Genomic DNA, 23,810 nt, shown 5'->3' on the forward strand with positions numbered 1-23,810 from the left:
ACCTCGGCAGCAATCAGTTGTCGGATTGGGATTCGTCAGGCAGCCAGCGCGAGCGCAACGGCCTTGCGGATATCGGGAAGGGAAAACGGCTTGGAGATGACGTCGACGATCTTGTCGGCCAGATCGTCGGCCCGCTCGCGCTGTTCGGCATAGCCGGTCATCAGCAGGATCTTCATTGCCGGAAAGGCAGCCGACGCCTGATGCGTCAGCTCGATGCCGTCCATGACGGGCATGCGAATGTCGGAAAGCAGGAGATCGAAAGCCTCGCTCTGGAGGCAGGCAAGGCCGTCGGCACCGTCGCCCGCCTCGACCGTCTCATGGCCGTCGAGCTTCAGTGCCCGCGCGACGAAGGAACGCAACGCATCCTCGTCCTCGGTAATCAGGATTTTCGCCATCATGGCCTCCGCGTTTCCGAGGCGCGGCTTTCACGCCGACGCCCGCACCTGATCCAAAAGGTTACAGCGGGCGTCGGTCATCGACCGGACACGACGGCGCTGCAGCACCGCCAATCCGATAGGGAATCACCACGCGGTACATCCCCAACCAACCAGTTTTTCGTTTGTGTTCGGTAAACGCGCGGCGACCGGATTTCAGGGTCGGCGTGCCGTTTTGACACGCCTTACTCGGCGTCGCCGGTGACGACACCTACAAAAGGCAGCTCGCGGAAGGCATAGGCGACATCCATGCCATAGCCGACAACGAAGTGATCGGGGCATTCGAAACCGACATAATCGGCTTCGAGCTCGACCTTCCGCTTGACGCGCTTGTCGAGCAGCACGGCGATCGTCACGTTGCGCGCGCCGCGCTCGTACATCAGCTCCTTGGCGAAACGCAGTGTCCGGCCGGATTCGAGAATGTCGTCGATCAAAAGCACGTCACGCCCATGCACGTCGCTGTCGATATCCTTGATGATCTTCACGCCCTGAGAGACCGTACCGAGCCCGTAGCTCGACAGCGTGATGAACTCGACTTCCGGTGCAAGGCCGGTGTTGTGCATGGCGCGGATCAGGTCTGCAGCAAAGATGAACGATCCCTTGAGCACCGCGATCACCAGCAGATCCTTGTGCGGACCGTTGACGATCATCCCGGCCAACTCGCTGTTGCGCGCGGCAATCGTTTCGGCCGTGTAGAGAGGTTCGATATTCTTACCGCGAACAACGGGCATCAAGGCTTCTCCAGCGTTTCATCCGGAAGACCAAAGCCTTCCCATCCGCGCCGCTTAGCACAATCAGCGGGCTGAAACACCGTTTTCAGCGAAGGAAACCGTCACATCGGGCATTTTTCCACCTGCATAGGGCAGCCGCGTCCTGAAATGGCGGCTCTCGCCCGGCGCGATTGCCGCGCCTTCGGGCATCACGCGCGTGGTCGTAACCTGGCGCCCGTTGGCTGCCACCCCCACCACGACGAGCGGCAGGCGCTGTTCGACATCGGAGCGGTTGTCGATCGAGCCGTAGACGGAAAGCACCCGCATGCCGCCGGAATAGTCGAGAGAGCTCGTGACCCCTGATATCGCAAGCGGCTGGATATCGGCCTGCCCGTCGCCCGCGAAACCGACGATCACCAGAAAGGATGCGAGTGCGAAACCCGCGACCAGGCCGGCGAAGCGGCGCGCCGGCATGTCGCGCAGCCGCGCTTCGGCGAGGCTCAACAGTCGGCCGGCAAGCGACGTTTCGTCGGCCACGACCGTCAAGGTCGGCCGTTTCTGATTTCCCATCTTGGCGTTGTCGTTGAACACCGGATAGGGCGTTCGGCGCGACGAGGGAGCAATCACCTCGAACTCGGCATCGACATAGTCGACGCGTCGCGGCATCGCGGCTGCCTCACGACCGCCCCGTTCGGGCGGCAGGAAGTCCGCCGAAGCGCCGGCGGTTTTGGTCCGGAATGCATGCATGACCAGTTCCTCCTGTCCCACAGGGGCACGGTGCGGCCACTCGACCTACCGCCTCGACTGCGAAACCATCGGGCAATGCGCGAACCCTTGGCATGCAAGAATCTAGGCATTGCATCAATTCTTTCCGACACGTAAACCGGAATGGTTAATGTTTCGGAAAGACGTCGCGAAAGCGGCACCTTTTCATGAAAAATTAACCGCTGCTTAACCATGATTCCGCTGGCGGTTTTGCCTTTCGAGGCTGGTCGTCCTATGCGCGGAGGACCGGAACCGGCCGTCGGTTGCAGGGCCGTGAGAGAGACTGGGCTGTCGCTTGATTCACTTTGAGAACGTCGGACTGCGCTATGGCATGGGACCGGAAATCCTCCGGGACCTGACCTTCGATATTCCGCGCCGTTCGTTCCAGTTCCTGACCGGTCCGTCGGGCGCCGGCAAGACCACCCTTTTGAGACTGCTGTTCCTCTCACTGCAGCCGACGCGCGGCCTGATCCGGATGTTCGACCGCAACATCTCGTCGATCCCGCGCGAGGAGTTCCCGATGCTGCGCCGGCGCGTCGGCATCGTCTTCCAGGATTTTCGCCTGCTCGATCACCTGACCACCTATGAGAACGTCGCCCTGCCGCTGCGCGTCCGCGGCAAGGAGGAATCGAGCTATCGCGCCGACGTGCTGGAACTGTTGAAATGGGTCGGCCTCGGCGAGCGCATCAATGTCCTGCCGCCGGTTCTTTCAGGCGGCGAAAAGCAGCGCGCGGCGATCGCGCGGGCGCTGATCGACCGGCCAGAGATCCTGCTTGCCGACGAACCGACCGGCAACGTCGATCCGCCGATGGCCAGGCGCCTCCTCAACCTCTTCCTCGAGCTGAACCGGCTCGGCACCGCGGTGGTGATCGCCACCCACGATCTGTCGCTGATGGATCAGGTGGAGGCGCGACGCATGATCCTTTCGCAGGGGCGGCTCGACATCTATGAGTGACAGCCGCACGAAACGCCAGAAGGATGCGCCCGAGCAGGCGTCGGAGCCGCAACAACGCCGGACGGAAATGCGCGTGCGGCCGACCGGCCCGATCGTGCCTTCGACCAATGTCTCCGGCCATGCGCTGATGTGCGTCATCGCCATCATGTCGTTCCTTGCCTGCCTGACACTCGGCGGCGTCAGCATGGTCAGGGCAACGGCCCAGAGCTGGCAGTCGCAGATCTCCCGCGAGATCACCGTCCAGATCAAGCCGGACGATAGCCTCGACATGGAGAAGGCGCTCGCCGATGCCCGCGATCTGGCGCTGACCTTCAGCGGCACGACCGATGGCAAGATCGTCGATCGCGCCGCCACCGCGCGCCTACTGGAACCCTGGCTCGGCGAGGGCCTCGATCTCGACGAATTGCCGGTGCCGCGGCTGATCATCATCACCATCGACGAAAACAATCCGCCCGATTTCGCCGCCATGCGCAAGGCGCTGACCGAGACGATCCCACAGGCCTTCCTCGACGATCACCGCACCTGGGTCGACCGGCTCGTCGCCATGGCCAATACCACGGCGATGATCGGCACCGGCGTGCTGGCCCTCGTGTTCTCCGCCATGGTGCTGACGGTGATTTTCGCCACCCGCGGCGCCCTTTCCGGCAACCGTCACATCGTCGAGGTGCTGCATTTCGTCGGTGCCGAGGCCGGTTTCGTCGCCTCCGAATTCCAGAAGCATTTTCTGAGAATCAGCCTCAAGGGTGCCGGCACCGGCGGCCTGCTTGCCGCGCTGTCCTTTGCGCTTGCCGGCTTCTGGCAGTCGCAGACATTGGCAACACCGCAGACCGATCAGGCAACCGCCCTCTTCGGAACCTTTACCATTGGCTATGGTGGCTATCTCGGTATCGCCGCCATCATCGTCGTCATCGCCATCCTGACGACCGTGACCGCTCGCCTCACGGTCATGCGCACGATCCACGAGATCGACCTCATCCGTTCGGACCCCGGCCGCACGGATCTCTACCAGAGCTGAACCGCCCGATGTTTCGCCGTGCCTCGATCTATTCCTTGCCGTAATCTGTGGCTATGTGAAGAGAATCATGATGGCGCGAGAATTACGCGGGAACGGGATGGCCGGAGGAGGCAAATGGCAGGGGAAAGCCGACGATGGCCGGCGGCCCCGCAGCCTCTTGCGCAAAATTCTCCGGCGAACGTTCTTCGTCCTCCTGTTACCGCTCGCGCTCCTGATCGGCGCCTTCCTCAATTTCGCCGACACCGTCGCATCGCTGCAGCCACCCGTGCATCCCAAGGCGGATGCGATCGTCGTCCTGACCGGTGGTTTCCAGCGCATCGACCAAGCGGTCGATCTCTTGAAGGGCGGCGCCGGAAAGCGCCTGCTCATCTCCGGCGTCCACCCGACGACCACCGGCAGCCAGATCCGCCGCAACACCCAGAGCTCCGCCGATCTCTTCAAATGCTGCGTCGATATCGGTCATGAGGCGATCGATACCATCGGCAACGCCACCGAGACGGCACAATGGATCCGTGATCGCGGCTATACGAGCGTGCTCGTCGTTACCAACAACTACCATATGCCACGCAGCCTGCTGGAGCTTCGGCGTACCCGCCCGGAGACGGAATTCATCCCCTACCCGGTGGTCAATTCGGATTTGAAGACGACGAACTGGCTGCGCAACCCGATGGTACTGAAATCGATCCTCCTGGAGTTCGGGAAGTATACGATCGCATCGGTTCGCGATCTCGCCGGCGCCCGGCCGACGAGCGGCCTGCGCACCGATTCCTCACGCGCCACGCCGGCGGAAGAATAGAGGCCCTCGAGAACGTCGATGGCCTAAAGTGAGAGAGGGCAGTTTTCCTTCGGCACGGTTTCGTGTAGGCAGCGATCAATCGGCCTGACGCCGAGCCCCTTAAGAACTCGCCTACGAGAGCGTGCCTGATGATCGTCTTGCGTTCGATCCTTTTCAACATGGTGTTCTACGCCAATCTGATCGTGCAGATGATCGTGCTGACGCCGATCTATTTCCTGCTGCCGCGCAAGAAGGCCTGGTTCGTTCCCAAGAACTGGGTGCGCAGCAATCACTGGCTGCTCGACAAGATGGTCGGGACGACCTTTGAGATCGAAGGCTTGGAGAACCTCCCGAAGGTCCCCTACATCTTCGCTCCCAAGCACCAGTCCTTCTGGGATGCCTATGCGCTGCTCCCCTGGCTCGACGATCCCTTCTACATTCTGAAGCGTGAGCTCACCTGGATCCCGCTGTTCGGTTGGTACATCCTCAAGCAGCGCATGGTTCCGGTAAACCGGGCCGCACGCGGCAAGGCGATGACCAGCGTCATGGATCGCACCAAGCAGGAAATGGCAACCGGCCGCGAACTCATCATCTACCCGGAAGGCACGCGCCGCCCGCCGGGCGCTCCGCCGGAGTACAAGTACGGCATCGCCCGCCTCTACCGCGACCTGAACGTGCCTGTCGTGCCGGTCGCCATGCATCCCGGCCTCTTCTGGCCGCGCCGCAAGTTCCTGCGCTTTCCCGGCCACTTCAAGGTCCGCATCCTGCCGCCGGTCGAGGCGGGCATGGATCCGGATGCATTCCTTGCCAAGCTCATGGAAGTCACGGAGAAGGCCAGTGACGAACTGCTTGTCGAAACGGTGCAGAACAATCCGCACCTGCCGCTGCCGCCAACCGCCGAGCAAAGGCTGAAGGAACTGAAGGCCGCCGGCAGGGCCTGAGCGATCAGGCCCGCGCACGCTGGCGTGTCTGCTCGAGCAGGCCCACCACCTCTTCCAGCCAGTGATCGCGGATGCCCATTTCCTTGAGATGGGCAAGCGTGTTGAACACATACTCGCTGTTCGGCCCGGATTTTCCGGTCGAAACGGCGACGATATCGGCCGCCTCACCGGTGCTGAGCGTTCCGGCATACTGGACGTGGTCGCGGTCGATGACATAGGCAAGCGCCGGCACCCGCCGTCCATCGGCAAGCAGCACCGGCATCGTGCGCTCCTTGTAGACATGCGTCACCAGTTCACGCTCGCGCAGATAATCGGTAACACTCTCCCGCTGCCCACGCTCGACACGAAAAGCCGTGCCGATGCAGGAGCCGCCTCGGTCGAGCCCAAGCACCAGTCCCGGCCGCTGTTCGGTGCCGCGGTGAACCCAGGAATGCACGCAGAGCGACCGGCGATAGCCGAATGCGCGTGCCGTCAGCTTCTCCTCGAAGGCAAAGCCGGGGTTCCACATCAGCGACCCGTAGCCAAAGACCCAAAATTCGTCCATATCCACTGTCATTCAACCCGCGCTGTCTGCTCTCGCCACCGAATCACCATCGGCTTGTAGGAATGGTCAGCCATGTCGGTTTCTACGGCACAGCATCTCGGCACGAAAGAGACAAGCTCGTCCTCGTGCACCCGAAGACAAGAATAGTTTTGCGGATCGGCGGCGCCACCCGAAAGGCAGCCGCAGTCCAGTTTAGAGTGAGGTATCCGCGCCCATGTCGGCAACCGCAGTTTCCAATCCCTCGCCGGTCAGCCGGAAGTTCCGCTGGCTGACGGCAGGCATCGTGCTTGTCGCCGGCATCTATTCGACCGGCTGGTTCCTCGCCGCCGATCAGATCGAGAAACGCCTCACGGCCCGTCTTGCCGATGGACAGGCAGCCGGCCTCGGCGGCGAATGCACGAACATGGACGTGCGCGGCTTTCCGTTCCGAATCGGCCTCTTCTGCGACAAGGTCCACCTCGACGACACCCGCCATGGCACATCCGCCTCCTTCGGGGCGCTGCGCACAGCCGCCCAGGTCTACCAGCCCGGCCACGCCGTGATCGAGCTCGACGGCCCGGCCGAAATCCGGGCGTCGCCCGGCCTCAACGTCTTCGCCGACTGGACGCTGCTGCATGCGAGCGTGCGTGCGACCTTGTCCGGTGTCGACCGCACCTCGCTCACCTATGACAACCTCACCGGTCGGGTGCGCCTGCCGCTTGCGGGCGACGGTCTTGGCTTCGGCGCCAGCCACGGCGAACTGCACCTGCGCCAGAACGGCGCGGATCTTGATGCCGCTTTGAGCGTCGACAAGCTCGACCTTCGTCCGGAGGAAGGCCCGAGCTACGCGCCGCCGGCCACGGTGGCTGCGGACCTGACCTTCACCGACAAGGCCGGGTGGATGGCAACCACACCGACACCGGAGATGTTTCGCGGCAGCAAGGGCGAACTCCGACAGCTCACCCTCGATCTCGGCTCCGGCATGAACGCCAAGCTTTCCGGCCCCTTCTCGGTCAACGATCAGGGACTGATTTCCGGCGAGTTCTCGCTGACGATGACGAATATCGAGGCCTGGCGGGCCAATCTGGTCAAGCTGATTCCCGACGACGCCAACCTCGTCGACAACACCGCGAACATGCTGAAGGCGCTCGCCAACGGCAAGGACGAGGCGACCGTGAAGCTCAACGTGCGCGACGGCACGGCGTTTCTCGCCTTCATCCCGATCGGCGTCCTGCCGACGCTCTAGATCGTCGAACACCCGCTTCCGGACGGAAGACCGTTCCTCGGTCTTCCTCGACTTGCTCAGCTTATTTCTGATCCATGGCATGCCGGCCGAAGTCCGGCATCGCCGTATCCTGGCCCGCCTGGATGATCGAGCGGCGGATGGCGCGGGTGCGGGTGAAGAGGTCGAAGAGCTTCTCGCCGTCGCCCCAGCGGATCGCCCGCTGCAGATAGGCGAGATCCTCCGAAAACCGCGCCAGCATCTCCAGGATCGCGTCCTTGTTGTGCAGGCAGACGTCACGCCACATGGTGGGATCGGATGCCGCGAGACGGGTGAAGTCGCGGAAACCCGAGGCCGAATACTTGATGACTTCGGATTCGGTGACGGTCTCGAGATCATCGGCGGTTCCGACGATGTTGTAGGCGATGATGTGCGGCAAGTGCGAAACGATCGCCAGCACCTTGTCGTGGTGCTCGGCGTCCATCTCCTCGACCATCGAGCCGAGCGTTTCCCAGAAACGCCGGAGCCGCGCGACCGCTTCCCCATCAGCGCCCTCCGGCGGCGTCAGGATGCACCAGCGGCCGCGGAAGAGGCCGACGAAGCCGGCATCCGGGCCCGAGTGCTCGGTACCGGCGATCGGATGCCCCGGCACGAAATGAACGGTCTCGGGCAGATGCGGCGCCATCTGCGCAATCACTGAGCCTTTGGTCGAGCCGACATCGGTGACGATCGCACCGGGCTTCAGATGCGCAGCAATCTCGGCCGCCACGGCACCGGACGCGCCGACCGGGACCGAGACGATCACGAGGTCGGCGTCGCGAACGGCGTCGGCCGCAGACAGCGTATAGCGATCGCCGAGCCCGAGCTCCTGCGTACGCTTCAGCGTCGCCTCGCTGCGCGTGGAGACGACGAGCGTACCGGCAAGCTGCTTCTCGCGGATATCGCGCGCGATCGACGAGCCGATGAGACCAATGCCGATGAGGGCGATCGTTTCAAACTGCTGAGCCATTATTTCCGTCCCATGAATTCGATCAGCGCCGCGATGACGCCTTCGTTGGCTTCTTCCGAGCCGATGGTCATGCGCAGCGCATTGGGGAAGCCGTAGCTGCTGACCGCCCGCAGGATATAGCCGCGGCTGGTCAGGAAATCATCGGCTTCCTCGGCCCGCTTGCCGTTTTCTTCCGGAAAGTGGATCAGCACGAAATTCGTGACCGAGGGCGTGATGCGCAGCCCGATCGCTTCGAGCGCTTCGCTGACACGCGCAAGCCAGGTGAGATTGTGATCAACCGCCGTTGCCACGAAAGCCTGATCACGGATCGCCGCAGCACCCGCCGCGATAGAGGGCGCACTGAGGTTGAAGGGCCCGCGGACACGGTCGACCGCGTCGATCACCTCCGGCGGTGCATACATCCAGCCGATGCGCAAACCCGCAAGGCCGTAGATCTTCGAGAAGGTGCGGGTCATCACCACATTGCGGCTGGCCGAGACGAGCTCCAGCCCGGCGGCATAGTCGTTGCGGCGCACATATTCGGCATAGGCCGCGTCGAGCACCAGCAGCACACCCTCGGGCAGCCCCGCATGCAGCCGGCGGACTTCATCGACGGGGATGTAGGTGCCGGTCGGATTGGCCGGATTGGCCAGGAAGACGACCTTGGTGCGCTCGGTGACCGCCGCGAGAATGGCATCGACATCGACGCGCGCATCCTTCTCCTTGACGGTAATGGGCGTCGCGCCCGCCGCCAGGATCTGGATCTTGTAGACGAGGAAGCCATGCTCGGTGATGATGCCTTCGTCGCCGGGCCCGAGATAAGTGTGGCAGAGAAGCCCGAGCAGTTCGTCCGACCCATTGCCGCACATGATGTTTGCCGGGTTGAGGCCGTGCACGGCACCGATCGCCTCTCGCAGCGCCCGCGCCTGGCCATCCGGATAACGTTCGAGGTTGAAGGCAGCCGACTGGAAGGCTTCGATCGCTTTCGGGCTTGCGCCAAGCGGCGTCTCGTTGGACGAGAGTTTATGCACCTTGGCGACACCCGGCGCATGCTCCTTGCCCGGCACATAAGCGGCAATATCCAGGATGCCGGAACGCGGCTCAGGGCTCTTCGAAGCAAGGCTCATCGGGTCAGCTTTCTTTGGCCATCAAAGTGCTGCAGCAACCGATACGTGCCATGGGAGGCGCGCGGCGCTGCAGGCAGGAAAAGAGGTCAAGCCATTAGCGGCGCAAGCGGCTTTTGTCGAGGGTCCGCCGCGGTTCCCAGGCAGGTTAGCGGGTGGGACGCGGCCTCTCGCGCGTGCTCGGCACGCCCTGCGGCGCCAGCACCGGCACGAAGACGCGGCGCGATGCGCGTGCGGCGACCGGCAGCCCCTGGTAAAGCCGCTTCTGCGCCTCGACGACGATGACGCCGGAGAAGACCGGCCAGAGCGAACGGCCGAGCCGCTCGAAGCCCCGACGCAGCCGCAGGATCGCCCTGAGTTTCGACGGCGGGAAGAAGAGCGCATCCGCCGTGGCACCTGGCGTGAAGTTGGTCTCGCGCAGCAGCGCCGTCAGCTGCCCACGCGAATAGGGTCGCCCGGAACCGAAGGGCGTGTGTTCCATGCGCGCCCAGACGCCGCGCCGGTTGGGCACGACGATGATAAGGCGACCGCCTGGCGCCAGCACCCGCCAGATCTCCTTCATGGTCTCCCGCGGGCTTTCGGCGAATTCCAGCGAATGCACCATCAGCACCCGGTCGATCGAGGCGTCGGGCAGCGGCAACTCCTCATCGAACACCAGCGCCGTCGAGGAGAGCTCGGCAACCGGCCAGTTCACCGCCCCCTGCCCCGCCGGCATGAAGGCGAAGGTGCGCTCCGTGTCCTTGCGGAACCGTTCGAGATAGGGAACGGCATAGCCGAGGCCGACCAGCCGCTCGTCCGGGAGCCGCGCCCAGACGGACGAAAGCGCCATGGTGACGGATTGCTCCGCCATCCGGCCGAGCTCGGAGTGATAGAATTCTCGCAGGTCGACGATATCGGTGTGCATTCGCAACATGTTAGCTTCGAAGCGGTAGACTTCAAGGTAAGGCTCGCTACATTCGGCAGCATTCCCTCTCTTCTGACCGGAGGACGTGCCATGGCCGCGCTCGAACTCGACCTCTTCCTCTGCCGCACCGATAATTTCGGCGTGCTGATCCACGATCCCGAAAGCGGCCTGACCGCCTCTATCGACGCGCCGGAAGAGGCGCCCATCCTGGAAGCGCTGGAGCGGCGCGGCTGGAGGCTTACCCACATCCTGACGACCCATCATCACGGCGATCACGTGGCGGCAAATGACGCCCTGAAGGAACGCTTCGGCGTCACGATCATCGGGCCTTTCGGGGAAGCCTCGAAAATTCCGGGGCTCGACAAGGCCGTGCGCCATGGTGAGCGCTTCGATTTTGCCGGTCGTTCCGTCGAGGTGATCGAGACCCCGGGCCACACGGCCGGTCACATCTGCTTCCACTTCCCGCAGGACAGGCTGCTGTTTGCCGCCGACACCCTGTTTGCGCTGGGCTGCGGTCGTCTGTTCGAGGGGACGGCAGCGACCATGTGGCAGTCTCTCAGCCGGCTGATGGCGTTGCCGGATGACACGACGGTCTATTTCGGCCACGAATACACGCTGTCCAACGCCCGCTTCGCGGTCACGGTCGACCCCGAGAATGCCGAGCTCAAGGCGCGCGCCGCCGAGATCGAGGAGACGCGCTGCGACGGCGGCTTCACCGCACCGACGACGATCGGCCTGGAGAAGCGCACGAACCCGTTCCTGCGCGCCACCGACCCGGGCATCCGCGCCCATCTTGGAATGCAGAACGCCGACGATGCCACGGTCTTTGCCGAAATCCGCAAGCGGAAGGATAATTTCTAGTGGCTGAGACGCAATCGGCGGCGGAGATCATCAAGGCACTCGGTTTGGCGCGCCATCCGGAGGGCGGCTGGTACTTCGAGACCTTCCGCGATACGGCTGGTGGCCCACGCGGGCATTCGACGGCAATCTATTATCTGTTGGAGCGCGGCGAGCGCTCGCACTGGCACCGTGTCCGCGACGCGGTCGAGATTTGGCACTATCACGCCGGTGCGCCGCTCGAACTCAGCATCGCCGAAGATGGAAAATCCGCCGAGACGCTGCGGCTCGGGTCCGACATTCTGAGCGGAGAACGACCGCAGGGCGTGGTCCCGGCCGATTGGTGGCAGTCCGCCGCCTCGCTTGGCGAATGGACGCTGGTCGGCTGCACCGTCGCGCCAGCATTTGATTTCGCCGCCTTCGAAATGGCGGCCCCCGACTGGCAGCCGCCCAAGCGATAACAAGCCCGGTTATTCCGCCGGCTGGGCCACCGTCGCACGATTGCGGAAGATCATGTCCTTTGCAGCAAGCACTGCGCCGCCGGTCACGAACAGGCAGGCGAGCGCGATGCGCCAGGACGGCTCGGCAAAACCGAACAGGATCAGGATCAGCGTCGAAAGCACCGGCGCCGCATAACTCGCGACGCCGAGAAGCTGGATATTGCCGTTCTTCACCCCAAAGTCCCAGGCATAGAACGCCGCTCCGACCGGCAGCAGCCCGAGGCCGACGACCGCCAGCCACTCGAAGGTCGTCGCCGGCCAGACGGTCGTTTCGAGCGCCAGATGGCAGACGAAAGACAGGATCGAGGTCGCAAGACAAAATCCTGTCACGACATCCGTCGAGACCGCTTCGAAGCGGCGGGTGATGAGCGAATAGCCCGACCAAGTGAAGGCGCAGAGAAAGGCGGCGCCGTAGCCAAGCAGATAGGCATCGTCGAAGGCAACGCCATTGCGCGCCACGATCAGGATCGTGCCGACGAGGCCGGCGAGTGCGCCGGCGAGATGATACCAGCGCAAGCGCTCGCCCGGCAGCAGCGCCGAGCCGACGACGATCAGCAGCGGCCAGAGATAGGCGATCAACCCGGCTTCCACTGCCGGGGCGTTGCGCAGGGCCGTGAAATAGAGAAAATGATAGCCGAACAAACCGGCGATACCCGTGATCCAGACCTTGGCGGGTTGCTTGAGCAGCGCCAGGCGCTCAGGCCTCATCCCCAGCACCCCCAGGCCGGGCAGGCTGCCGATCAGGAAGCAGATCGCCGAAAGCTGGAACGGAGGCATCTTGCCGGATGCTGCCGTGAACAGCGCGAGCAGCGACCACATCAGAATGGCGGAAAAACCGATCAGCGTTGCCTTGAATTTCATAGTCGTCCCCTCGCGCGATTTCTCTCACGGAAACCTGCGCCGATAAAATCTTCGTGCTTCGTGGTATTTAACCTTTTAGTTGCACACGACCGCGCGTCAACCACCAAATCGTGTCGCCGAGACCGTGACCGGTCCGAGCTTGGTGGGGATGCGGACATAGACGGGGGCGTAGACGTTCACGTTGGGCGCCTTGGCAAACCAGATTTCCATCGTCTGCAGACGACGCAGATACTCGACATCCTCGCGGCCCTTCTTGTAGCCGGCCTTCGGCACGAAACGGATACCGCAGACGATCACCTCCCCTTCAAAGCCCTTGGTCTTGAAAGGCTTGGTCCCCTTCGGTGAGAGCTTGATGTCGAGCCGCGACTCGCCGTCGAAGATCGGCAGCGTGTTGGGGCACACGCGCGCATCCGCGGGAATGATCAGACCGGAAAGCGGGTCGAGCACGTTGCGCATGTCGCGTGAGGTGACGGGCACCCAGTTCTTCGGCAAGGGCGTCCGCTTCGGCGTCATGCTGGCTTGCACCACATTGCCGTTGCGATAGGTGACGTTGATCGCCCTGCTCTTCGATCCACTGCGATAGGACATCGAATAGTGCGAGGCGCGCAGGTAATCCCTGCCGATCACACCCGAAACCTGCGTCTGGCCCGAGGTCCGGCTCAGGATGTCGAGCAGCCCGGCCGACTTGAGCGTCCCTGAGATCGTATAATGATTCTTTTCCAGTTCCGTGTGGAACGAAGCCCGCGCAACTGGCAAACCGGCGAGCGAGATGCTGTAATCCGTCAGATGTTCGACATCGGCGGCCGACGATGCTGTGGAAAACGAGACCGCGGACAGCAGCGCCGCCACGCGAAAGCCATTTCGCAACTTCATGCCCTTAAAAATCCATCGCTCGAATATCGCCGCAATACCCTGAAATGCAGGCTCTTTGCGGCTTTTCTACGCCCAGTACGCTGCAGCCGGCCGTCGGGCCGGCCCCGTGGCCGCCACCCGTCCTCATGCAAGAAATAACGCATAGCAAAACCGCTTGGAATGGGTCTCGCAAGGCATTATTCTTGCGAGAACTACGCCTCACATCTGAAGAACGGACGGGAAAAACCGCGGGTTTTCCGAGAATGCAAGAGGTTTGGCTTGACGGGCGGGCCGTCTCTGACTATAGAACCGCGACTTTCCAATAATGGCCTAGGAACGCGGCCTGGGCTCTGGGCCCGCTACCGCATTGTCCGGCGGCGATAAAGAGAATAGGTGTACCATGTCCCGTAGTTGCGAATTGACCGGCAAGGGCGTCCAGTCGGGCAACAATGTAAGCCACGCCAACAACAAGACCAAGCGCCGGTTCCTGCCGAACCTGTGCAACGTCACGCTGATTTCCGATGCTCTCGGCCAGCGCTACCGTCTGCGCGTTTCCGCTGCAGCTCTCCGCTCGGTTGAACACCGTGGCGGCCTCGACGCCTTCCTGCTGAAGTCGGACGAGAACGAGCTGAGCATGCGCGCTCGCCTGCTGCGCCGCCAGATCGTCAAGAAGGTTGCTGAAGCCGCCTAATCGGCGCCAGCGTCCTGTCTTTGACACGCGTTTAAAAGGCTTGCGGGTTCATCCAGCAAGCCTTTTTCTCGTGCGCGTGTTTCTGCCTTCATCGGCCGGATGCTCGATCCGGCTTTCATCCCTCTAGCTGGTGGCATCTCCCAGGATAAAAAAATGCTGATCAACCGCACTTTCTTCGTCTATATCGCGCTCATGACCCTCGTGGTCGTGGCTTCGAACATCCTCGTACAGTACCCGCTGCCGGGCTCGATTGCCGGCATGCAGCTTGGCGATCTTCTCACCTGGGGCGCCTTCAGCTATCCCTTCGCTTTCCTGGTGACGGATCTCACCAACCGACAGTTCGGGCCGCGCATCGCGCGCCGCGTGGTGGTCGCAGGCTTCATCGTCGCCATCCTGCTCTCCTTCGTCGCCGCCACGCCGCGGATCGCGATTGCCTCGGGCTCTGCCTTCCTGTTCGGCCAGCTTCTCGACATCTCGGTGTTCAACCGCCTGCGCCGTCAGAGCTGGTGGCATGCGCCGCTCGCAGGTTCGCTGATCGGCTCGGCGCTCGACACCGCGATGTTCTTCTCCTTCGCCTTTGCCCCGTTCTTCGTGTTCTTCGGACCGAACGACAGCTTCGCGCTGGAAACCGCGCCCCTGCTCGGCGTGCTCACGGCCGAAGCACCGCGCTGGATCTCCTGGGCGATCGGTGACTTGAGCGTCAAGATCCTCTGCGGCCTCGTCCTGCTGCTGCCCTATGGCGCGCTGATGAGCGTCGTCAAGCCGATGCCGGCAGCGGAAGCCAAGGCATCCGCCTAGAGCAGTTCCAGGAAAAGTGTGAAACGGTTTTCCGTCTGGAATTGCGTAATTTCAAAGACTTAGATCATTTCAGTGTTTCGATTAAACAATGAAATGATCTAAACATGGCCTACCGAAAAGGATCGAGCCGATGATTGCGGTCAAACGGCCGCAACCATCGGCTCTGTCGTTTCAGAGCTTGGATCACTCGCCCCTTGGGCGAAACAAGCATTGCCTACTGCGTCACCGCGGTCGTGAGGCGGAACTCCAGCATCAGATTGCGCTCGAGGATGGAGTGGTTGTCATCCGAAACGACGATGACACGAACTTCGCCGTCCGGCCGTACGACGACGTCGAGCCCTTCCATATTGTCGATCTGGTGGCGCATGTCGGCTTCGAAGATGACTTCGCCATCGACCACGGCGCCGGGCTTGATCGTGTCGCCGGCAATACGCCGGATCTGCATACCGAGGCCCGAACCGAACGAGAAGCGCCGCTCCAGGAGCAGCAGGTCGCCGTTCGGCAGGAACGCGCCGTCGGTTACCGCATAGGGATCCTTGCGCACGACGGCAAACGCGCCACGCTGCGGCCCGTCGAGAATGCCCGCCAGCAGGTTATCCGCCCTGTCGACGCTGCGCTCCGCAACGGCGATCGTCGCGCCAGCCAGGGGGCCGTCCTTTGGCGCCACTGCGATGGTCTCGATGCCGCCATTGTTGCGCAATTCCTTGATCGGGAACGGCAACGCCAGGCTCCCGATCGGCGTCGATGCAGCAAAGCCCGGGTCCGGGTAGATGTCGATGCGGTGTGCCTGCTCGTAGCTGACGACCACCTGCCCCGACCGCAGCGCCAATCCTTCCGAATCCACCTTCCACTTCGCCAGCCCGACGTCGCCGTTGCGGTCGGCCATCGGCGTGGCGGTAAGGTCCGTAAGACCGGAAAGCCGGCCGTCCGCATCACGGGTCACGGCGCCTTCGAGCCAGTGTCCGGTGTCCATGATCGCGATGAAGGAAGTGCCATCCGGTCGAAAACGGATTGCCGACACGGCGCCGAACAGGGAATTCGCAGAGGTCATTTCCAGTCCGCCAACGAACTCCAGCGCGCCGAACTGGGTGGCGCTCGATCCAACCGCGAAACTGCTGATCTGACGACTGCGGATCGGCAGAGTTTCGCCGCTCGAGGCGGCCCATGCCGAGCCGGTCGACGCGAAAAGCAGGAGGGCTAGAAGTCCGCGACCGAGCATGGGGAAGTACCTTCAGGGGAAGAACATCAGGAATGAAACGGAGTACGACGACGAGAGACACCTGCCACGGCGCACTGAGATCATCGCTGCAGCTTGGTAGACTGTAAAATTTTGTCCGTAAATTGACTTCGGCTCAAGGCCGGAACGGGCTGTCGCCGATTGGCGTTCGGAAGCGGCAAACACCACCTCCGAACGAAACAAATTATCCGGCGCGACGAAGACGCGAGGAACCGCGGCGCTTGCTTTCATCCTCGAAGAGCGCGGCCAGCTGCTCGGTCATCGCACCGGCAAGCTCGTCGGCGTCGACAATGGTCACGGCACGACGGTAGTAGCGCGTCACGTCGTGACCGATACCGATCGCCAGAAGCTCGACAGGCGAGCGCGTTTCGATCTGCTCGATGACCGCGCGCAGATGCCGTTCCAGATAGTTTCCGGGATTGACCGACAGCGTCGAATCGTCGACCGGCGCACCGTCGGAGATCATCATCAGGATGCGGCGCTGCTCGCGCCGTGCCATCAGTCGCTCGTGCGCCCACATCAGCGCCTCGCCGTCGATGTTTTCTTTCAGCAGGCCTTCGCGCATCATCAGGCCGAGATTGCGGCGCGCCCGGCGCCAGGGCGCATCGGCGGACTTGTAGATGATGTGGCGCAGATCGTTGAGCCGGCCCGGCGCCTGCGGCTTGCCGCCGGCAAGCCACTTTTCGCGCGACTGTCCGCCCTTCCACGCCTTGGTGGTGAAGCCGAGGATCTCGACCTTGACGCCGCAGCGTTCCAGCGTGCGCGCCAGGATGTCGGCGCAAGTGGCGGCAACGGTGATCGGGCGGCCACGCATCGAGCCGGAGTTGTCGATCAGCAGCGTCACTACCGTGTCGCGGAAGTTGGTGTCCTTCTCTCGCTTGAAGGAAAGCGGCTGCATCGGGTCGATGATGATGCGCTGCAGGCGCGCCGTGTCGAGGTAACCCTCTTCGAGGTCGAATTCCCAGGAGCGGTTCTGCTGCGCCATCAGGCGGCGCTGCAGGCGGTTGGCAAGGCGACCCACAGCACCCTGGAGATGGGAAAGCTGCTTGTCGAGGAAGGCGCGCAACCGGTCGAGCTCGGCCTCGTCGCACAGCTCTTCCGAAGCGATCGTCTCATCGAACTCGCGGGTGAAGACGGCGTAGTCGACCTTCTCGTTGAAGTCGGCAAAGGGCTGGTTCGGGCGCTTGACCTCGCCCGGCGTCTCGCTGTCCTCGTCGCCCTCGTCCTGAAGATCGTCGTCGGAAATCTCCGCGCCGTCCATCTCGCCTTCTTCCATCTGCTCTTCGGCAGCCTGGTTTTCATCGGCGGGGGCGGCGTCGTCGCCGGCTTCCTCGTCGCTGGCGTTTTCGTCCTGCTCCTGGCTGCGCGGCTGGTCTTCGTCGGTCTCGCTCTCCTGCTCGTCCGGCTCGACGTCGTCGTCGCCATATTTCTCGGCGACCTCCATCGAGGTCAGCATGTCGCGCACGACCCGGGCAAAGGCCTGCTGGTCATTGATCGTCGACGACAGGTTCTGGATGTCGCCCGCAGCCTTGCCTTCGATGAACTCGCGCCAGAGGTCGAGTACCTTACCGGCGGAGGCCGGCGGCTTCTCGCCGGTCAGCTTCTCGCGCACCAGAAGCGCCACGGCTTCGCCGAGCGGCGCGTCGGCCTGCCGCTCGATCGTTGCGAAATTCGCCTTGGCGTATTTCTCTTCGAGCATGACGTTCAGGTTCTTGGCGACGCCCGCCATGCTGAGCGCACCGATCGCCTCGACACGCGCCTGCTCCACCGCGTCGAAAATCGTGCGAGCGTCGGCCCCTTGCGGCGACATCGTCGCGTGGATGCGCGCGTCATGACAGGCCTTGCGCAGCGCCATGCTGTCACCCAGCCCGCGGGTGACGCTGAGTTCCTGCAGCGTCGGGCGCTTGGAAAGCTCGGGCAGACGAATGCGCTCGCCGGTCATGCCCGGCCGCTCATTGGCGAAGGCGACTTCCACCTCGGCATCGCCCGCGATCGATCGGATGCAGCCGGAAAGCGCCCGCTTGAACGGTTCGGCAGCATTCTCGCGCGTGGTTGGCTTTGCCTTCGAGTTCGAGCTCACGAGAGTTCCTTCTTCAGCCAGATGCGGTGAAATCCCGGCGGGAAATCATCGAGTTTGCCATAAACGTCATAACCCAGCTTCTGATAGAAGCCGTCGCCCTGGAAACTGAATGTGTCGACATAGATGTAGCGGGCGCCGCGGCTTGCGGCGACCGCTTCGACACGCGCAACGAGCTCACGCCCGCTGCCCGACCCTCTCAGCGCCTCGTCTACCCAGAGCAGTTCGATGAAGCACCAGTTCCACGCCGTGTAGGCGACGATGCCGCCTACGATCTCGTCGCCGTCGTTACGCACCGAAATGGCGAAGCGCTTGTATTTGGCGCTTCCCGCCTTTTCGAGGTTGAAGGCCTTGAGGCCCTTGAAGACCGCGTTGGCGGTCTTCGCGACGCTCTTCTCCTCAACGAAGCGAAGCGCCCGTGCGCCCTCCGCCTCCGCCATGGCTCAGGCGGTGGCTTCCAGCACGATGTTGGCAGCGCTTTCCTTGAGCTCGATCCCGAAGGCGCGCTGGTAGTGCTCGGCGACCAGCGCCCGCTCCAGCTCGTCGCACTTGTTGAGGAAGGTCACGCGGAAGGCAAAGGCGATGTCGCCGAAGATATAGGCGTTCTCGGCCCAGGTGATGACCGTACGCGGGCTCATGACGGTCGACAGGTCGCCGTTGATGAAGGCTGCGCGCGTGAGGTCGGCAACACGCACCATCTTGGAAACGGTCTCGCGGCCCTTGTCGGCGGTGAAGCCCTTCACCTTGGCGGCGACGATGTCGACTTCCTTGTCATGCGCCAGGTAGTTCAGCGTCGTGACGATCGACCAACGGTCCATCTGCGCCTGGTTGATCTGCTGCGTGCCGTGGTAGAGTCCGGTGGTGTCGCCGAGGCCGATGGTGTTGGCGGTCGCAAACAGGCGGAAGGCCGGGTGGGGACGGATGACGCGGCTCTGGTCGAGCAGCGTCAGGCGGCCGGAGGATTCGAGAACCCGCTGGATGACGAACATGACGTCCGGACGGCCGGCATCGTATTCGTCGAAGACGAGCGCGACATTGTGCTGGTAGGCCCAGGGCAGGATGCCGTCCTTGAACTCGGTGACCTGCAGGCCGTCCTTGACGACGATCGCGTCCTTGCCGACGAGATCGATACGGCTGACATGGCTATCGAGGTTGACGCGCACGCACGGCCAGTTGAGGCGGGCAGCGACCTGCTCGATATGGGTGGACTTACCGGTACCGTGATAGCCCGAGACCATCACGCGTCGGTTGTGGGCGAAGCCTGCGAGAATAGCGAGCGTGGTTTCGCGATCGAAGAGGTAATCCGGGTCGAGGTCCGGCACATAGGCGTCGCCCTTCGAATAGGCAGGAACGCGCAAATCCGTATCAATGCCGAAAACCTCCCGGACCGAGATCGTCGTATCGGGGAGGTTGGAAATGTCGAGGTCAATCTTGCTCATCATGTCTCCAGAGCGGCCACCGGACGGCACCCGCGCATTCGCCTGCAAAAGTGCTTCTGTAATAATCCGCGTTGTTAGCAGAAACCAGCCTGTTTTAACAATTGGTAGGCTTGAATAACCGCGCGAAAACGCTCTTCGGATCCCCTATCTCCGCCATTGGCATCGGGGTGATGCTTCTTGACGAGATCCTTGTAGGCAGCCTTGATATCGGCAGCAGTGGCCGAGGCCCCGAGGCCGAGTGTTTCGAACGCCTTTGCCTCGAGCGTCTTCAACTTGCGCTGGCGCGGCTCCGGGCGACGGGCGCGCGCTTCGCTGACGAAACCGAAGGGGTCGCGCATCCGGGCCTGGGCGCCGGCCGAGCCCGACCGCGTCTGCGACTGCGTCGGACCGTTCTTGGCATTCTTGTTGACGCCGACGGTCCAGGTCGGCCGGTGGCCGGTCACCGCTTCCTTCTGGTAGCGGGCGACCTCGCTGTCGGAAAGGCCGGAGAAGTAATTGTAGCCCTTGTTGTATTCCTTCACATGTTCGAAGCAGAACATGAAGTACTGGCCCTCGGCATTGCGGCCGACGGGCGCTTTATGCACGCCCTTCTGATCGCAGCCGTCCCACTGACAGACGGGCGCAGCCGGCTCCGCCCGGGGCTCAACCTTGCGCCGGGTGCGAATGCGATCGAAGTATTTTGAATCGAGTCTCATGGTGCTCATTATGGGGCTTGGCTGGGGCCACAACAAGAATTGACAAAACGGAATGTTGCTGGCTTTGTGCGGGCATTTTGCGCCGCCAAGCCAGCGATTACCGGGTACTGCAGATCCGCGAGGGGGCGTCAAGCAACCAAGGAAATGGGACGGAAGAATGTCGCTCACGGACACGATCGAAAAGAAGCTGATCGAGGCCTTCCATCCTGAGAGATTGGCGGTCATCAACGAGAGCCACATGCATGCCGGTCATCAGCCGGGTTTCGATGGCGGCGGCGAAACCCACCTGCGGGTGCGCATCGTTTCCAGCGCCTTTACTGGCATGAGCCGCGTCGCCCGTCACCGCGCCATCAATGATCTCCTGAAACCGGAACTCGATGCCGGCCTGCACGCGCTTGCCGTAGAGCCCGCGGCTCCCGGCGAAGCGACCCGCTGGTAGCAATCAAGACGTCGGAGCGGCACCGTCTTCCGCCGGGCGGATGCGCAGCTTGGTGATCCGGTTCTTCACCCGTTTCATCACGATGAAGCGCTTGCCGTGGAAGGTGAAGGCCTGGCGCTCCTCCGGGATGCTCTTGGATTCGTGGATGACGAGCCCCGCCACCGTCGTCGCTTCTTCGTCCGGCAGCGACCAGTCGAGCGCGCGATTGAGGTCGCGGATCGGTACCGAGCCGTCAACGACGATCGAACCATCGGCCTCCTGGCGCACACCCTGAATGTCGAGGTCGTGCTCGTCGGCAATATCGCCGACAATCTCCTCCAGGATGTCTTCCAGCGTCACCAGGCCCTGAACCTGGCCGTATTCGTCAACGACGATCGCCAGATGCAGCTTGCGGCGCAGGAAAGCGTTGAGCTGGTCCTTGAGGTTGGTGGTGTCCGGCACGAACCAGGGCTTCTGCGCGATCTTGACGATATCGAGGTTCTCCGGCTCGACATTGGGCTCCGCTAACGCCCGCAACAGATCCTTGGAGTGCACGAGGCCGATGATGTTGTCGGTCGAACCGCGCCAGAGCGGCAGTCGCGTGAACGGGCTTTCGAGGATGTCACGAACGCAGGTCTCCGGCGGCTCGTCGGCATTGATCGCCCGCATGGCGGTGCGGTGGATCATGATGTCGGAGACTTCGAGTTCGCCGAGATCGAGCACGCCGCCCAGCCGGTCGCGGTCGGCCTTGATCACCGAACCCTCTCGGTGCAAGAAGTCCACTGCGCCGCGCAGTTCCTCATGCGCCGAAAGCATCGACATATCGGCGGCAAGATTGACGCCGAAGAGATTGAGCAGGCGCCGGACGATGCCGTTGACGAGGCTGGAGACCGGCCCGACGACCGCGACGAAGGGGCGGACGAGCGGCGCAACGGCAATCGCGAAGCGGTCTGGCGAAGCGATCGCCCAGCTCTTCGGCAGCACTTCCGAGAAAATAACGAGCAGCACGGTCATGGCGAGCGTCGCGATGGCGACGCCGGAATCGCCGAAGAGACCGATCAAAAGGCTCGTCGTCAGCGACGACGCGAGAATGTTGACGAGATTGTTGCCGATCAGCAGCGTGCCGATCAGCCGGTCACGGCGTTCGATCAGCCGGTTGACGATGCCGGCACGCTCCTCGCCGTTGTTTTCGAGCGTGTGCATGCGCGAGCGCGAGGCTGCCGTCAGCGCCGTCTCAGAGCCCGAGAAGAACGCCGACAGCACGAGCAGGCAGAGGACCGAGAGGATCGACAGCCAGTATTCCGCCAGAAAAGCAATAAAGGCTTCGCCTGTCATTGCGGATGTTTTTCCCTCAGGAAGCTTAGGACCTCCGATGCCGGAACGTCATCGGCGACAAAGGATTGTCCGACGCCGCGCGTCAGGATGAAAGTGAGCTTGCCGCCCTTGACCTTCTTGTCCTGGGCGATCGCGTCCATCAGCCTCTCGGCCGGAGGCAAGGTGCCCGGGATTTCCGACATGCGGGTCGGCAAGCCCACAGTCTTCAGATGCGCCTCGACACGGGACGCATCGTCCGGGCTCGCAAGGTTCATGCGTGCCGAGAACTGATGCGCCAGCACCATGCCGATCGAAACGCCCTCGCCATGCACCAGCCGGGCGCTGTCATACTCGGTCGCAGCCTCCAGCGCGTGGCCGAAGGTATGGCCGAGGTTCAGCAGCGCACGCAAGCCGTTCTCGCGCTCGTCCGCAGCCACGACGTCGGCCTTGGCCTGGCAGCTGATCGCGATCGCCTCGATGCGCGCCGCGCCGCCGGCAAAGACCGCCTGCCAGTTCTTTTCGAGCCAGGCGAAGAAGTCCGGCTTGTCGATCAGCCCATACTTCGCGACCTCGGCATAGCCGGCGCGAAACTCGCGTGGGCTCAGCGTGTCGAGCACGTCGGTATCGGCGAGCACCAGATCCGGTTGATGGAAAACGCCGATCAGGTTCTTGCCGTGGGGGGAATTGATGCCGGTCTTGCCGCCGACGGAGGAATCGACCTGTGCCAAGAGCGAGGTCGGGATCTGGATGAAACGCGAGCCACGGCGCACGATGCCGGCGGCAAAGCCGGTAAGATCGCCGATGACGCCCCCGCCGAGCGCGATCACCGCATCGTTGCGCTCGATCCGGGCGCCAAGCACGGTTTCACAGACCGGGATCAGTTGCTCGAAGCTCTTGGTCTTCTCGCCGGCGGGAAGCACGAGCGACACTGCGTCGATGTCACACTCCTTCAGGCTCGCCATCAGGGGCTCGAGGTAGCGCGGCGCTACGTTCTCGTCAGTGATCACGGCCATCTTGCGCCCCTTGAGGCGGGCCGCGATCTCCTGGCCGGCGGCGGCAATCAGCCCGGGACCGATCAGGATATCGTAGGAACGGTCGCCGAGGTCGACGCGGACCTTGCGTTCGGCAGCGGGCGCAACATGGCTATTCATGGTTCTTCTTGTCCTGGTATTCGATAACGGCGGTGAGAACGTCCTCCACCATCGTCTCTTTCTTCACATCGCGCGACAGCACCGTCAGGTCGGCTTCCGAATAGATCGGGTAGCGCGCGTTCATCAGGTTTTCGAGCGTCTGCTTGGGATTTTCGGTCTTCAGCAGCGGCCGGGTATCGCGCTTGTTAACCCGCTCCCAGAGCACGTCGAGCTCGGCATTGAGCCAGACCGTCAGGCCGCCCTTCCTGATCTGTCGGCGCGAGCGCTCGTTGATGTAGGCGCCGCCGCCAGTCGAGACCACACGCGGACCACTTCTCAGAAGCCGTTTCAGCACCCGCGTTTCCAGCGCGCGGAACTCCTCCTCGCCGTAACGGGCAAAGAGATCGCTGATCGTCATGCGCGAGACGCGTTCGATCTCGTGGTCGGAATCGACGAAGGGAATTCCGAGCGCCTGGGCGGTCAATCTTCCGATTGCCGACTTGCCGGCGCCCATGAGACCGATGAACACGAGATTGCGTTTACCGAGTACAAGCTTCGCCCGCTCGGCAAGCGTTGCGGAAACCGGTTCGATCACGTCGTTCATT

27 protein-coding genes are annotated in these 23,810 nt (G+C 62.9%); 10 read left to right on the forward strand and 17 right to left on the reverse strand.

What is annotated here, in order from left to right:
* Window positions 1-35: 35 nt before the first annotated feature.
* From AC070A_RS16650 to AC070A_RS16660, 3 genes are all read right to left on the reverse strand, one after another.
* Window positions 36-395 carry a response regulator gene (locus AC070A_RS16650; protein ID WP_057254840.1) on the reverse strand — a complete coding sequence of 120 codons (360 nt, stop codon included), beginning with the start codon at window positions 393-395 and terminating at the stop codon, window positions 36-38.
* A 224-nt stretch (window positions 396-619) separates the two neighbouring features.
* Window positions 620-1,165, reverse strand: coding sequence for a hypoxanthine phosphoribosyltransferase (hpt, locus tag AC070A_RS16655; RefSeq protein ID WP_057254766.1), 546 nt, complete (start codon window positions 1,163-1,165; stop codon window positions 620-622).
* 63 nt (window positions 1,166-1,228) lie between these two features.
* Window positions 1,229-1,891 (reverse strand): hypothetical protein, encoded by a 663-nt coding sequence (locus AC070A_RS16660; RefSeq protein WP_057254765.1) that lies wholly within the window; start codon window positions 1,889-1,891, stop codon window positions 1,229-1,231.
* A 313-nt stretch (window positions 1,892-2,204) separates the two neighbouring features.
* On the opposite strand from AC070A_RS16660, the gene ftsE reads away from it, so the two are divergent.
* The 4 genes from ftsE to AC070A_RS16680 all read left to right on the forward strand — a co-directional run bounded on the left by ftsE (window position 2,205) and on the right by AC070A_RS16680 (window position 5,595).
* Entirely contained in the window at window positions 2,205-2,864 is a 660-nt protein-coding gene (ftsE, locus tag AC070A_RS16665) for a cell division ATP-binding protein FtsE (protein WP_057254764.1), read from the forward strand.
* Window positions 2,857-3,879 (forward strand): cell division protein FtsX, encoded by a 1,023-nt coding sequence (locus AC070A_RS16670; RefSeq protein ID WP_057254763.1) that lies wholly within the window; start codon window positions 2,857-2,859, stop codon window positions 3,877-3,879. Before ftsE ends, AC070A_RS16670 begins: the two co-directional genes overlap by 8 nt.
* 97 nt (window positions 3,880-3,976) lie before the next feature.
* On the forward strand, window positions 3,977-4,675 hold the full coding sequence (locus AC070A_RS16675; RefSeq protein ID WP_057254762.1) for a YdcF family protein: 699 nt from the start codon (window positions 3,977-3,979) through the stop codon (window positions 4,673-4,675).
* A gap of 128 nt (window positions 4,676-4,803) precedes the next feature.
* The gene (locus AC070A_RS16680) at window positions 4,804-5,595 is read left to right on the forward strand and encodes a lysophospholipid acyltransferase family protein (RefSeq protein WP_057254761.1); all 792 of its coding nucleotides are present in this window, start codon (window positions 4,804-4,806) and stop codon (window positions 5,593-5,595) included.
* Between the two features lie 4 nt (window positions 5,596-5,599).
* Here the strand turns inward: AC070A_RS16680 and AC070A_RS16685 are convergent, their stop codons facing one another.
* Complete coding sequence (locus AC070A_RS16685; RefSeq protein WP_057254760.1) at window positions 5,600-6,151, reverse strand: gamma-glutamylcyclotransferase; 552 nt, start codon at window positions 6,149-6,151, stop codon at window positions 5,600-5,602.
* A 202-nt stretch (window positions 6,152-6,353) separates the two neighbouring features.
* On the opposite strand from AC070A_RS16685, the gene AC070A_RS16690 reads away from it, so the two are divergent.
* On the forward strand, window positions 6,354-7,364 hold the full coding sequence (locus AC070A_RS16690; protein WP_057254759.1) for a DUF2125 domain-containing protein: 1,011 nt from the start codon (window positions 6,354-6,356) through the stop codon (window positions 7,362-7,364).
* 61 nt (window positions 7,365-7,425) lie between these two features.
* Here the strand turns inward: AC070A_RS16690 and AC070A_RS16695 are convergent, their stop codons facing one another.
* From AC070A_RS16695 to AC070A_RS16705, 3 genes are all read right to left on the reverse strand, one after another.
* Window positions 7,426-8,349, reverse strand: coding sequence for a prephenate/arogenate dehydrogenase family protein (locus AC070A_RS16695; protein ID WP_057254758.1), 924 nt, complete (start codon window positions 8,347-8,349; stop codon window positions 7,426-7,428).
* Window positions 8,349-9,455 (reverse strand): histidinol-phosphate transaminase, encoded by a 1,107-nt coding sequence (hisC, locus tag AC070A_RS16700; RefSeq protein WP_057254757.1) that lies wholly within the window; start codon window positions 9,453-9,455, stop codon window positions 8,349-8,351. The genes AC070A_RS16695 and hisC overlap by 1 nt, the downstream gene beginning before the upstream one ends.
* 145 nt (window positions 9,456-9,600) lie before the next feature.
* A complete protein-coding gene (locus AC070A_RS16705; protein WP_093233941.1) occupies window positions 9,601-10,365 on the reverse strand; it encodes a class I SAM-dependent methyltransferase in 765 nt (254 codons plus the stop codon).
* Between the two features lie 81 nt (window positions 10,366-10,446).
* Here AC070A_RS16705 and gloB point away from each other — a divergent pair, with 81 nt between their 5' ends.
* Complete coding sequence (gloB, locus tag AC070A_RS16710) at window positions 10,447-11,217, forward strand: hydroxyacylglutathione hydrolase (RefSeq protein ID WP_057254755.1); 771 nt, start codon at window positions 10,447-10,449, stop codon at window positions 11,215-11,217.
* Window positions 11,217-11,654: a cupin domain-containing protein gene (locus tag AC070A_RS16715; protein ID WP_058321081.1), complete on the forward strand. Its 438-nt coding sequence runs from the start codon at window positions 11,217-11,219 to the stop codon at window positions 11,652-11,654. The genes gloB and AC070A_RS16715 overlap by 1 nt, the downstream gene beginning before the upstream one ends.
* A gap of 9 nt (window positions 11,655-11,663) precedes the next feature.
* On the opposite strand, the gene yddG is transcribed toward AC070A_RS16715, so the two are convergent.
* On the reverse strand, window positions 11,664-12,554 hold the full coding sequence (gene yddG / locus AC070A_RS16720) for an aromatic amino acid exporter YddG (protein ID WP_112997130.1): 891 nt from the start codon (window positions 12,552-12,554) through the stop codon (window positions 11,664-11,666).
* 96 nt (window positions 12,555-12,650) lie between these two features.
* Entirely contained in the window at window positions 12,651-13,427 is a 777-nt protein-coding gene (locus AC070A_RS16725; protein WP_065375323.1) for a DUF3108 domain-containing protein, read from the reverse strand.
* Between the two features lie 379 nt (window positions 13,428-13,806).
* Between AC070A_RS16725 and rpmB the strand changes: the two genes are divergently transcribed.
* Both rpmB and AC070A_RS16735 read left to right on the forward strand, forming a co-directional pair.
* Window positions 13,807-14,097 (forward strand): 50S ribosomal protein L28, encoded by a 291-nt coding sequence (gene rpmB, locus AC070A_RS16730; protein ID WP_034806568.1) that lies wholly within the window; start codon window positions 13,807-13,809, stop codon window positions 14,095-14,097.
* Between the two features lie 153 nt (window positions 14,098-14,250).
* Entirely contained in the window at window positions 14,251-14,895 is a 645-nt protein-coding gene (locus AC070A_RS16735; RefSeq protein WP_113479388.1) for a queuosine precursor transporter, read from the forward strand.
* 214 nt (window positions 14,896-15,109) lie between these two features.
* Here AC070A_RS16735 and AC070A_RS16740 read toward each other — a convergent pair whose 3' ends face one another.
* The 5 genes from AC070A_RS16740 to AC070A_RS16760 form a co-directional block, all read right to left on the reverse strand.
* On the reverse strand, window positions 15,110-16,114 hold the full coding sequence (locus AC070A_RS16740) for an esterase-like activity of phytase family protein (protein WP_113479389.1): 1,005 nt from the start codon (window positions 16,112-16,114) through the stop codon (window positions 15,110-15,112).
* A gap of 202 nt (window positions 16,115-16,316) precedes the next feature.
* Complete coding sequence (cobT, locus tag AC070A_RS16745) at window positions 16,317-18,212, reverse strand: cobaltochelatase subunit CobT (protein WP_113479390.1); 1,896 nt, start codon at window positions 18,210-18,212, stop codon at window positions 16,317-16,319.
* On the reverse strand, window positions 18,209-18,649 hold the full coding sequence (locus AC070A_RS16750) for a GNAT family N-acetyltransferase (protein WP_057254749.1): 441 nt from the start codon (window positions 18,647-18,649) through the stop codon (window positions 18,209-18,211). The genes cobT and AC070A_RS16750 overlap by 4 nt, the downstream gene beginning before the upstream one ends.
* 3 nt (window positions 18,650-18,652) lie before the next feature.
* A complete protein-coding gene (gene cobS / locus AC070A_RS16755; RefSeq protein ID WP_057254839.1) occupies window positions 18,653-19,648 on the reverse strand; it encodes a cobaltochelatase subunit CobS in 996 nt (331 codons plus the stop codon).
* A 74-nt stretch (window positions 19,649-19,722) separates the two neighbouring features.
* Complete coding sequence (locus tag AC070A_RS16760; RefSeq protein WP_057254748.1) at window positions 19,723-20,352, reverse strand: J domain-containing protein; 630 nt, start codon at window positions 20,350-20,352, stop codon at window positions 19,723-19,725.
* Window positions 20,353-20,500: 148 nt separating this feature from the next.
* Between AC070A_RS16760 and AC070A_RS16765 the strand changes: the two genes are divergently transcribed.
* Entirely contained in the window at window positions 20,501-20,782 is a 282-nt protein-coding gene (locus AC070A_RS16765) for a BolA family protein (RefSeq protein ID WP_057254747.1), read from the forward strand.
* A gap of 3 nt (window positions 20,783-20,785) precedes the next feature.
* On the opposite strand, the gene AC070A_RS16770 is transcribed toward AC070A_RS16765, so the two are convergent.
* Genes AC070A_RS16770 through AC070A_RS16780 form a run of 3 tightly spaced genes read right to left on the reverse strand, consistent with a single transcriptional unit; the run spans window position 20,786 to window position 23,809 of the window.
* A complete protein-coding gene (locus AC070A_RS16770; RefSeq protein ID WP_057254746.1) occupies window positions 20,786-22,096 on the reverse strand; it encodes an HlyC/CorC family transporter in 1,311 nt (436 codons plus the stop codon).
* Window positions 22,093-23,226, reverse strand: a complete 1,134-nt coding sequence (aroB, locus tag AC070A_RS16775; protein WP_113479391.1) for a 3-dehydroquinate synthase — start codon at window positions 23,224-23,226, stop codon at window positions 22,093-22,095. The genes AC070A_RS16770 and aroB overlap by 4 nt, the downstream gene beginning before the upstream one ends.
* Window positions 23,219-23,809, reverse strand: a complete 591-nt coding sequence (locus tag AC070A_RS16780) for a shikimate kinase (protein WP_057254744.1) — start codon at window positions 23,807-23,809, stop codon at window positions 23,219-23,221. The genes aroB and AC070A_RS16780 overlap by 8 nt, the downstream gene beginning before the upstream one ends.
* Between the last annotated feature and the right edge of the window lies 1 nt (window position 23,810).

It is taken from the genome of Ensifer sp. GW101-20A05 (genome assembly GCF_059424735.1).

Bases quoted from the DNA above. Each gene is read 5' to 3' on its own strand.
- AC070A_RS16670 (WP_057254763.1), top strand. From the start codon at position 2,857: ATGAGTGACAGCCGCACGAAACGCCAGAAGGATGCGCCCGAGCAGGCG.
- AC070A_RS16780 (WP_057254744.1), bottom strand. From the start codon at position 23,809: ATGAACGACGTGATCGAACCGGTTTCCGCAACGCTTGCCGAGCGGGCG.
- AC070A_RS16760 (WP_057254748.1), bottom strand. From the start codon at position 20,352: ATGAGCACCATGAGACTCGATTCAAAATACTTCGATCGCATTCGCACC.
- AC070A_RS16685 (WP_057254760.1), bottom strand. From the start codon at position 6,151: ATGACAGTGGATATGGACGAATTTTGGGTCTTTGGCTACGGGTCGCTG.
- AC070A_RS16740 (WP_113479389.1), bottom strand. From the start codon at position 16,114: ATGCTCGGTCGCGGACTTCTAGCCCTCCTGCTTTTCGCGTCGACCGGC.
- gloB (WP_057254755.1), top strand. From the start codon at position 10,447: ATGGCCGCGCTCGAACTCGACCTCTTCCTCTGCCGCACCGATAATTTC.
- AC070A_RS16690 (WP_057254759.1), top strand. From the start codon at position 6,354: ATGTCGGCAACCGCAGTTTCCAATCCCTCGCCGGTCAGCCGGAAGTTC.
- AC070A_RS16675 (WP_057254762.1), top strand. From the start codon at position 3,977: ATGGCCGGAGGAGGCAAATGGCAGGGGAAAGCCGACGATGGCCGGCGG.
- AC070A_RS16770 (WP_057254746.1), bottom strand. From the start codon at position 22,096: ATGACAGGCGAAGCCTTTATTGCTTTTCTGGCGGAATACTGGCTGTCG.
- AC070A_RS16660 (WP_057254765.1), bottom strand. From the start codon at position 1,891: ATGCATGCATTCCGGACCAAAACCGCCGGCGCTTCGGCGGACTTCCTG.
- AC070A_RS16750 (WP_057254749.1), bottom strand. From the start codon at position 18,649: ATGGCGGAGGCGGAGGGCGCACGGGCGCTTCGCTTCGTTGAGGAGAAG.
- AC070A_RS16735 (WP_113479388.1), top strand. From the start codon at position 14,251: ATGCTGATCAACCGCACTTTCTTCGTCTATATCGCGCTCATGACCCTC.
- AC070A_RS16705 (WP_093233941.1), bottom strand. From the start codon at position 10,365: ATGTTGCGAATGCACACCGATATCGTCGACCTGCGAGAATTCTATCAC.
- aroB (WP_113479391.1), bottom strand. From the start codon at position 23,226: ATGAATAGCCATGTTGCGCCCGCTGCCGAACGCAAGGTCCGCGTCGAC.
- AC070A_RS16695 (WP_057254758.1), bottom strand. From the start codon at position 8,349: ATGGCTCAGCAGTTTGAAACGATCGCCCTCATCGGCATTGGTCTCATC.
- AC070A_RS16650 (WP_057254840.1), bottom strand. From the start codon at position 395: ATGGCGAAAATCCTGATTACCGAGGACGAGGATGCGTTGCGTTCCTTC.
- cobS (WP_057254839.1), bottom strand. From the start codon at position 19,648: ATGAGCAAGATTGACCTCGACATTTCCAACCTCCCCGATACGACGATC.
- AC070A_RS16680 (WP_057254761.1), top strand. From the start codon at position 4,804: ATGATCGTCTTGCGTTCGATCCTTTTCAACATGGTGTTCTACGCCAAT.
- hisC (WP_057254757.1), bottom strand. From the start codon at position 9,455: ATGAGCCTTGCTTCGAAGAGCCCTGAGCCGCGTTCCGGCATCCTGGAT.
- hpt (WP_057254766.1), bottom strand. From the start codon at position 1,165: ATGCCCGTTGTTCGCGGTAAGAATATCGAACCTCTCTACACGGCCGAA.
- AC070A_RS16725 (WP_065375323.1), bottom strand. From the start codon at position 13,427: ATGAAGTTGCGAAATGGCTTTCGCGTGGCGGCGCTGCTGTCCGCGGTC.
- yddG (WP_112997130.1), bottom strand. From the start codon at position 12,554: ATGAAATTCAAGGCAACGCTGATCGGTTTTTCCGCCATTCTGATGTGG.
- AC070A_RS16765 (WP_057254747.1), top strand. From the start codon at position 20,501: ATGTCGCTCACGGACACGATCGAAAAGAAGCTGATCGAGGCCTTCCAT.
- rpmB (WP_034806568.1), top strand. From the start codon at position 13,807: ATGTCCCGTAGTTGCGAATTGACCGGCAAGGGCGTCCAGTCGGGCAAC.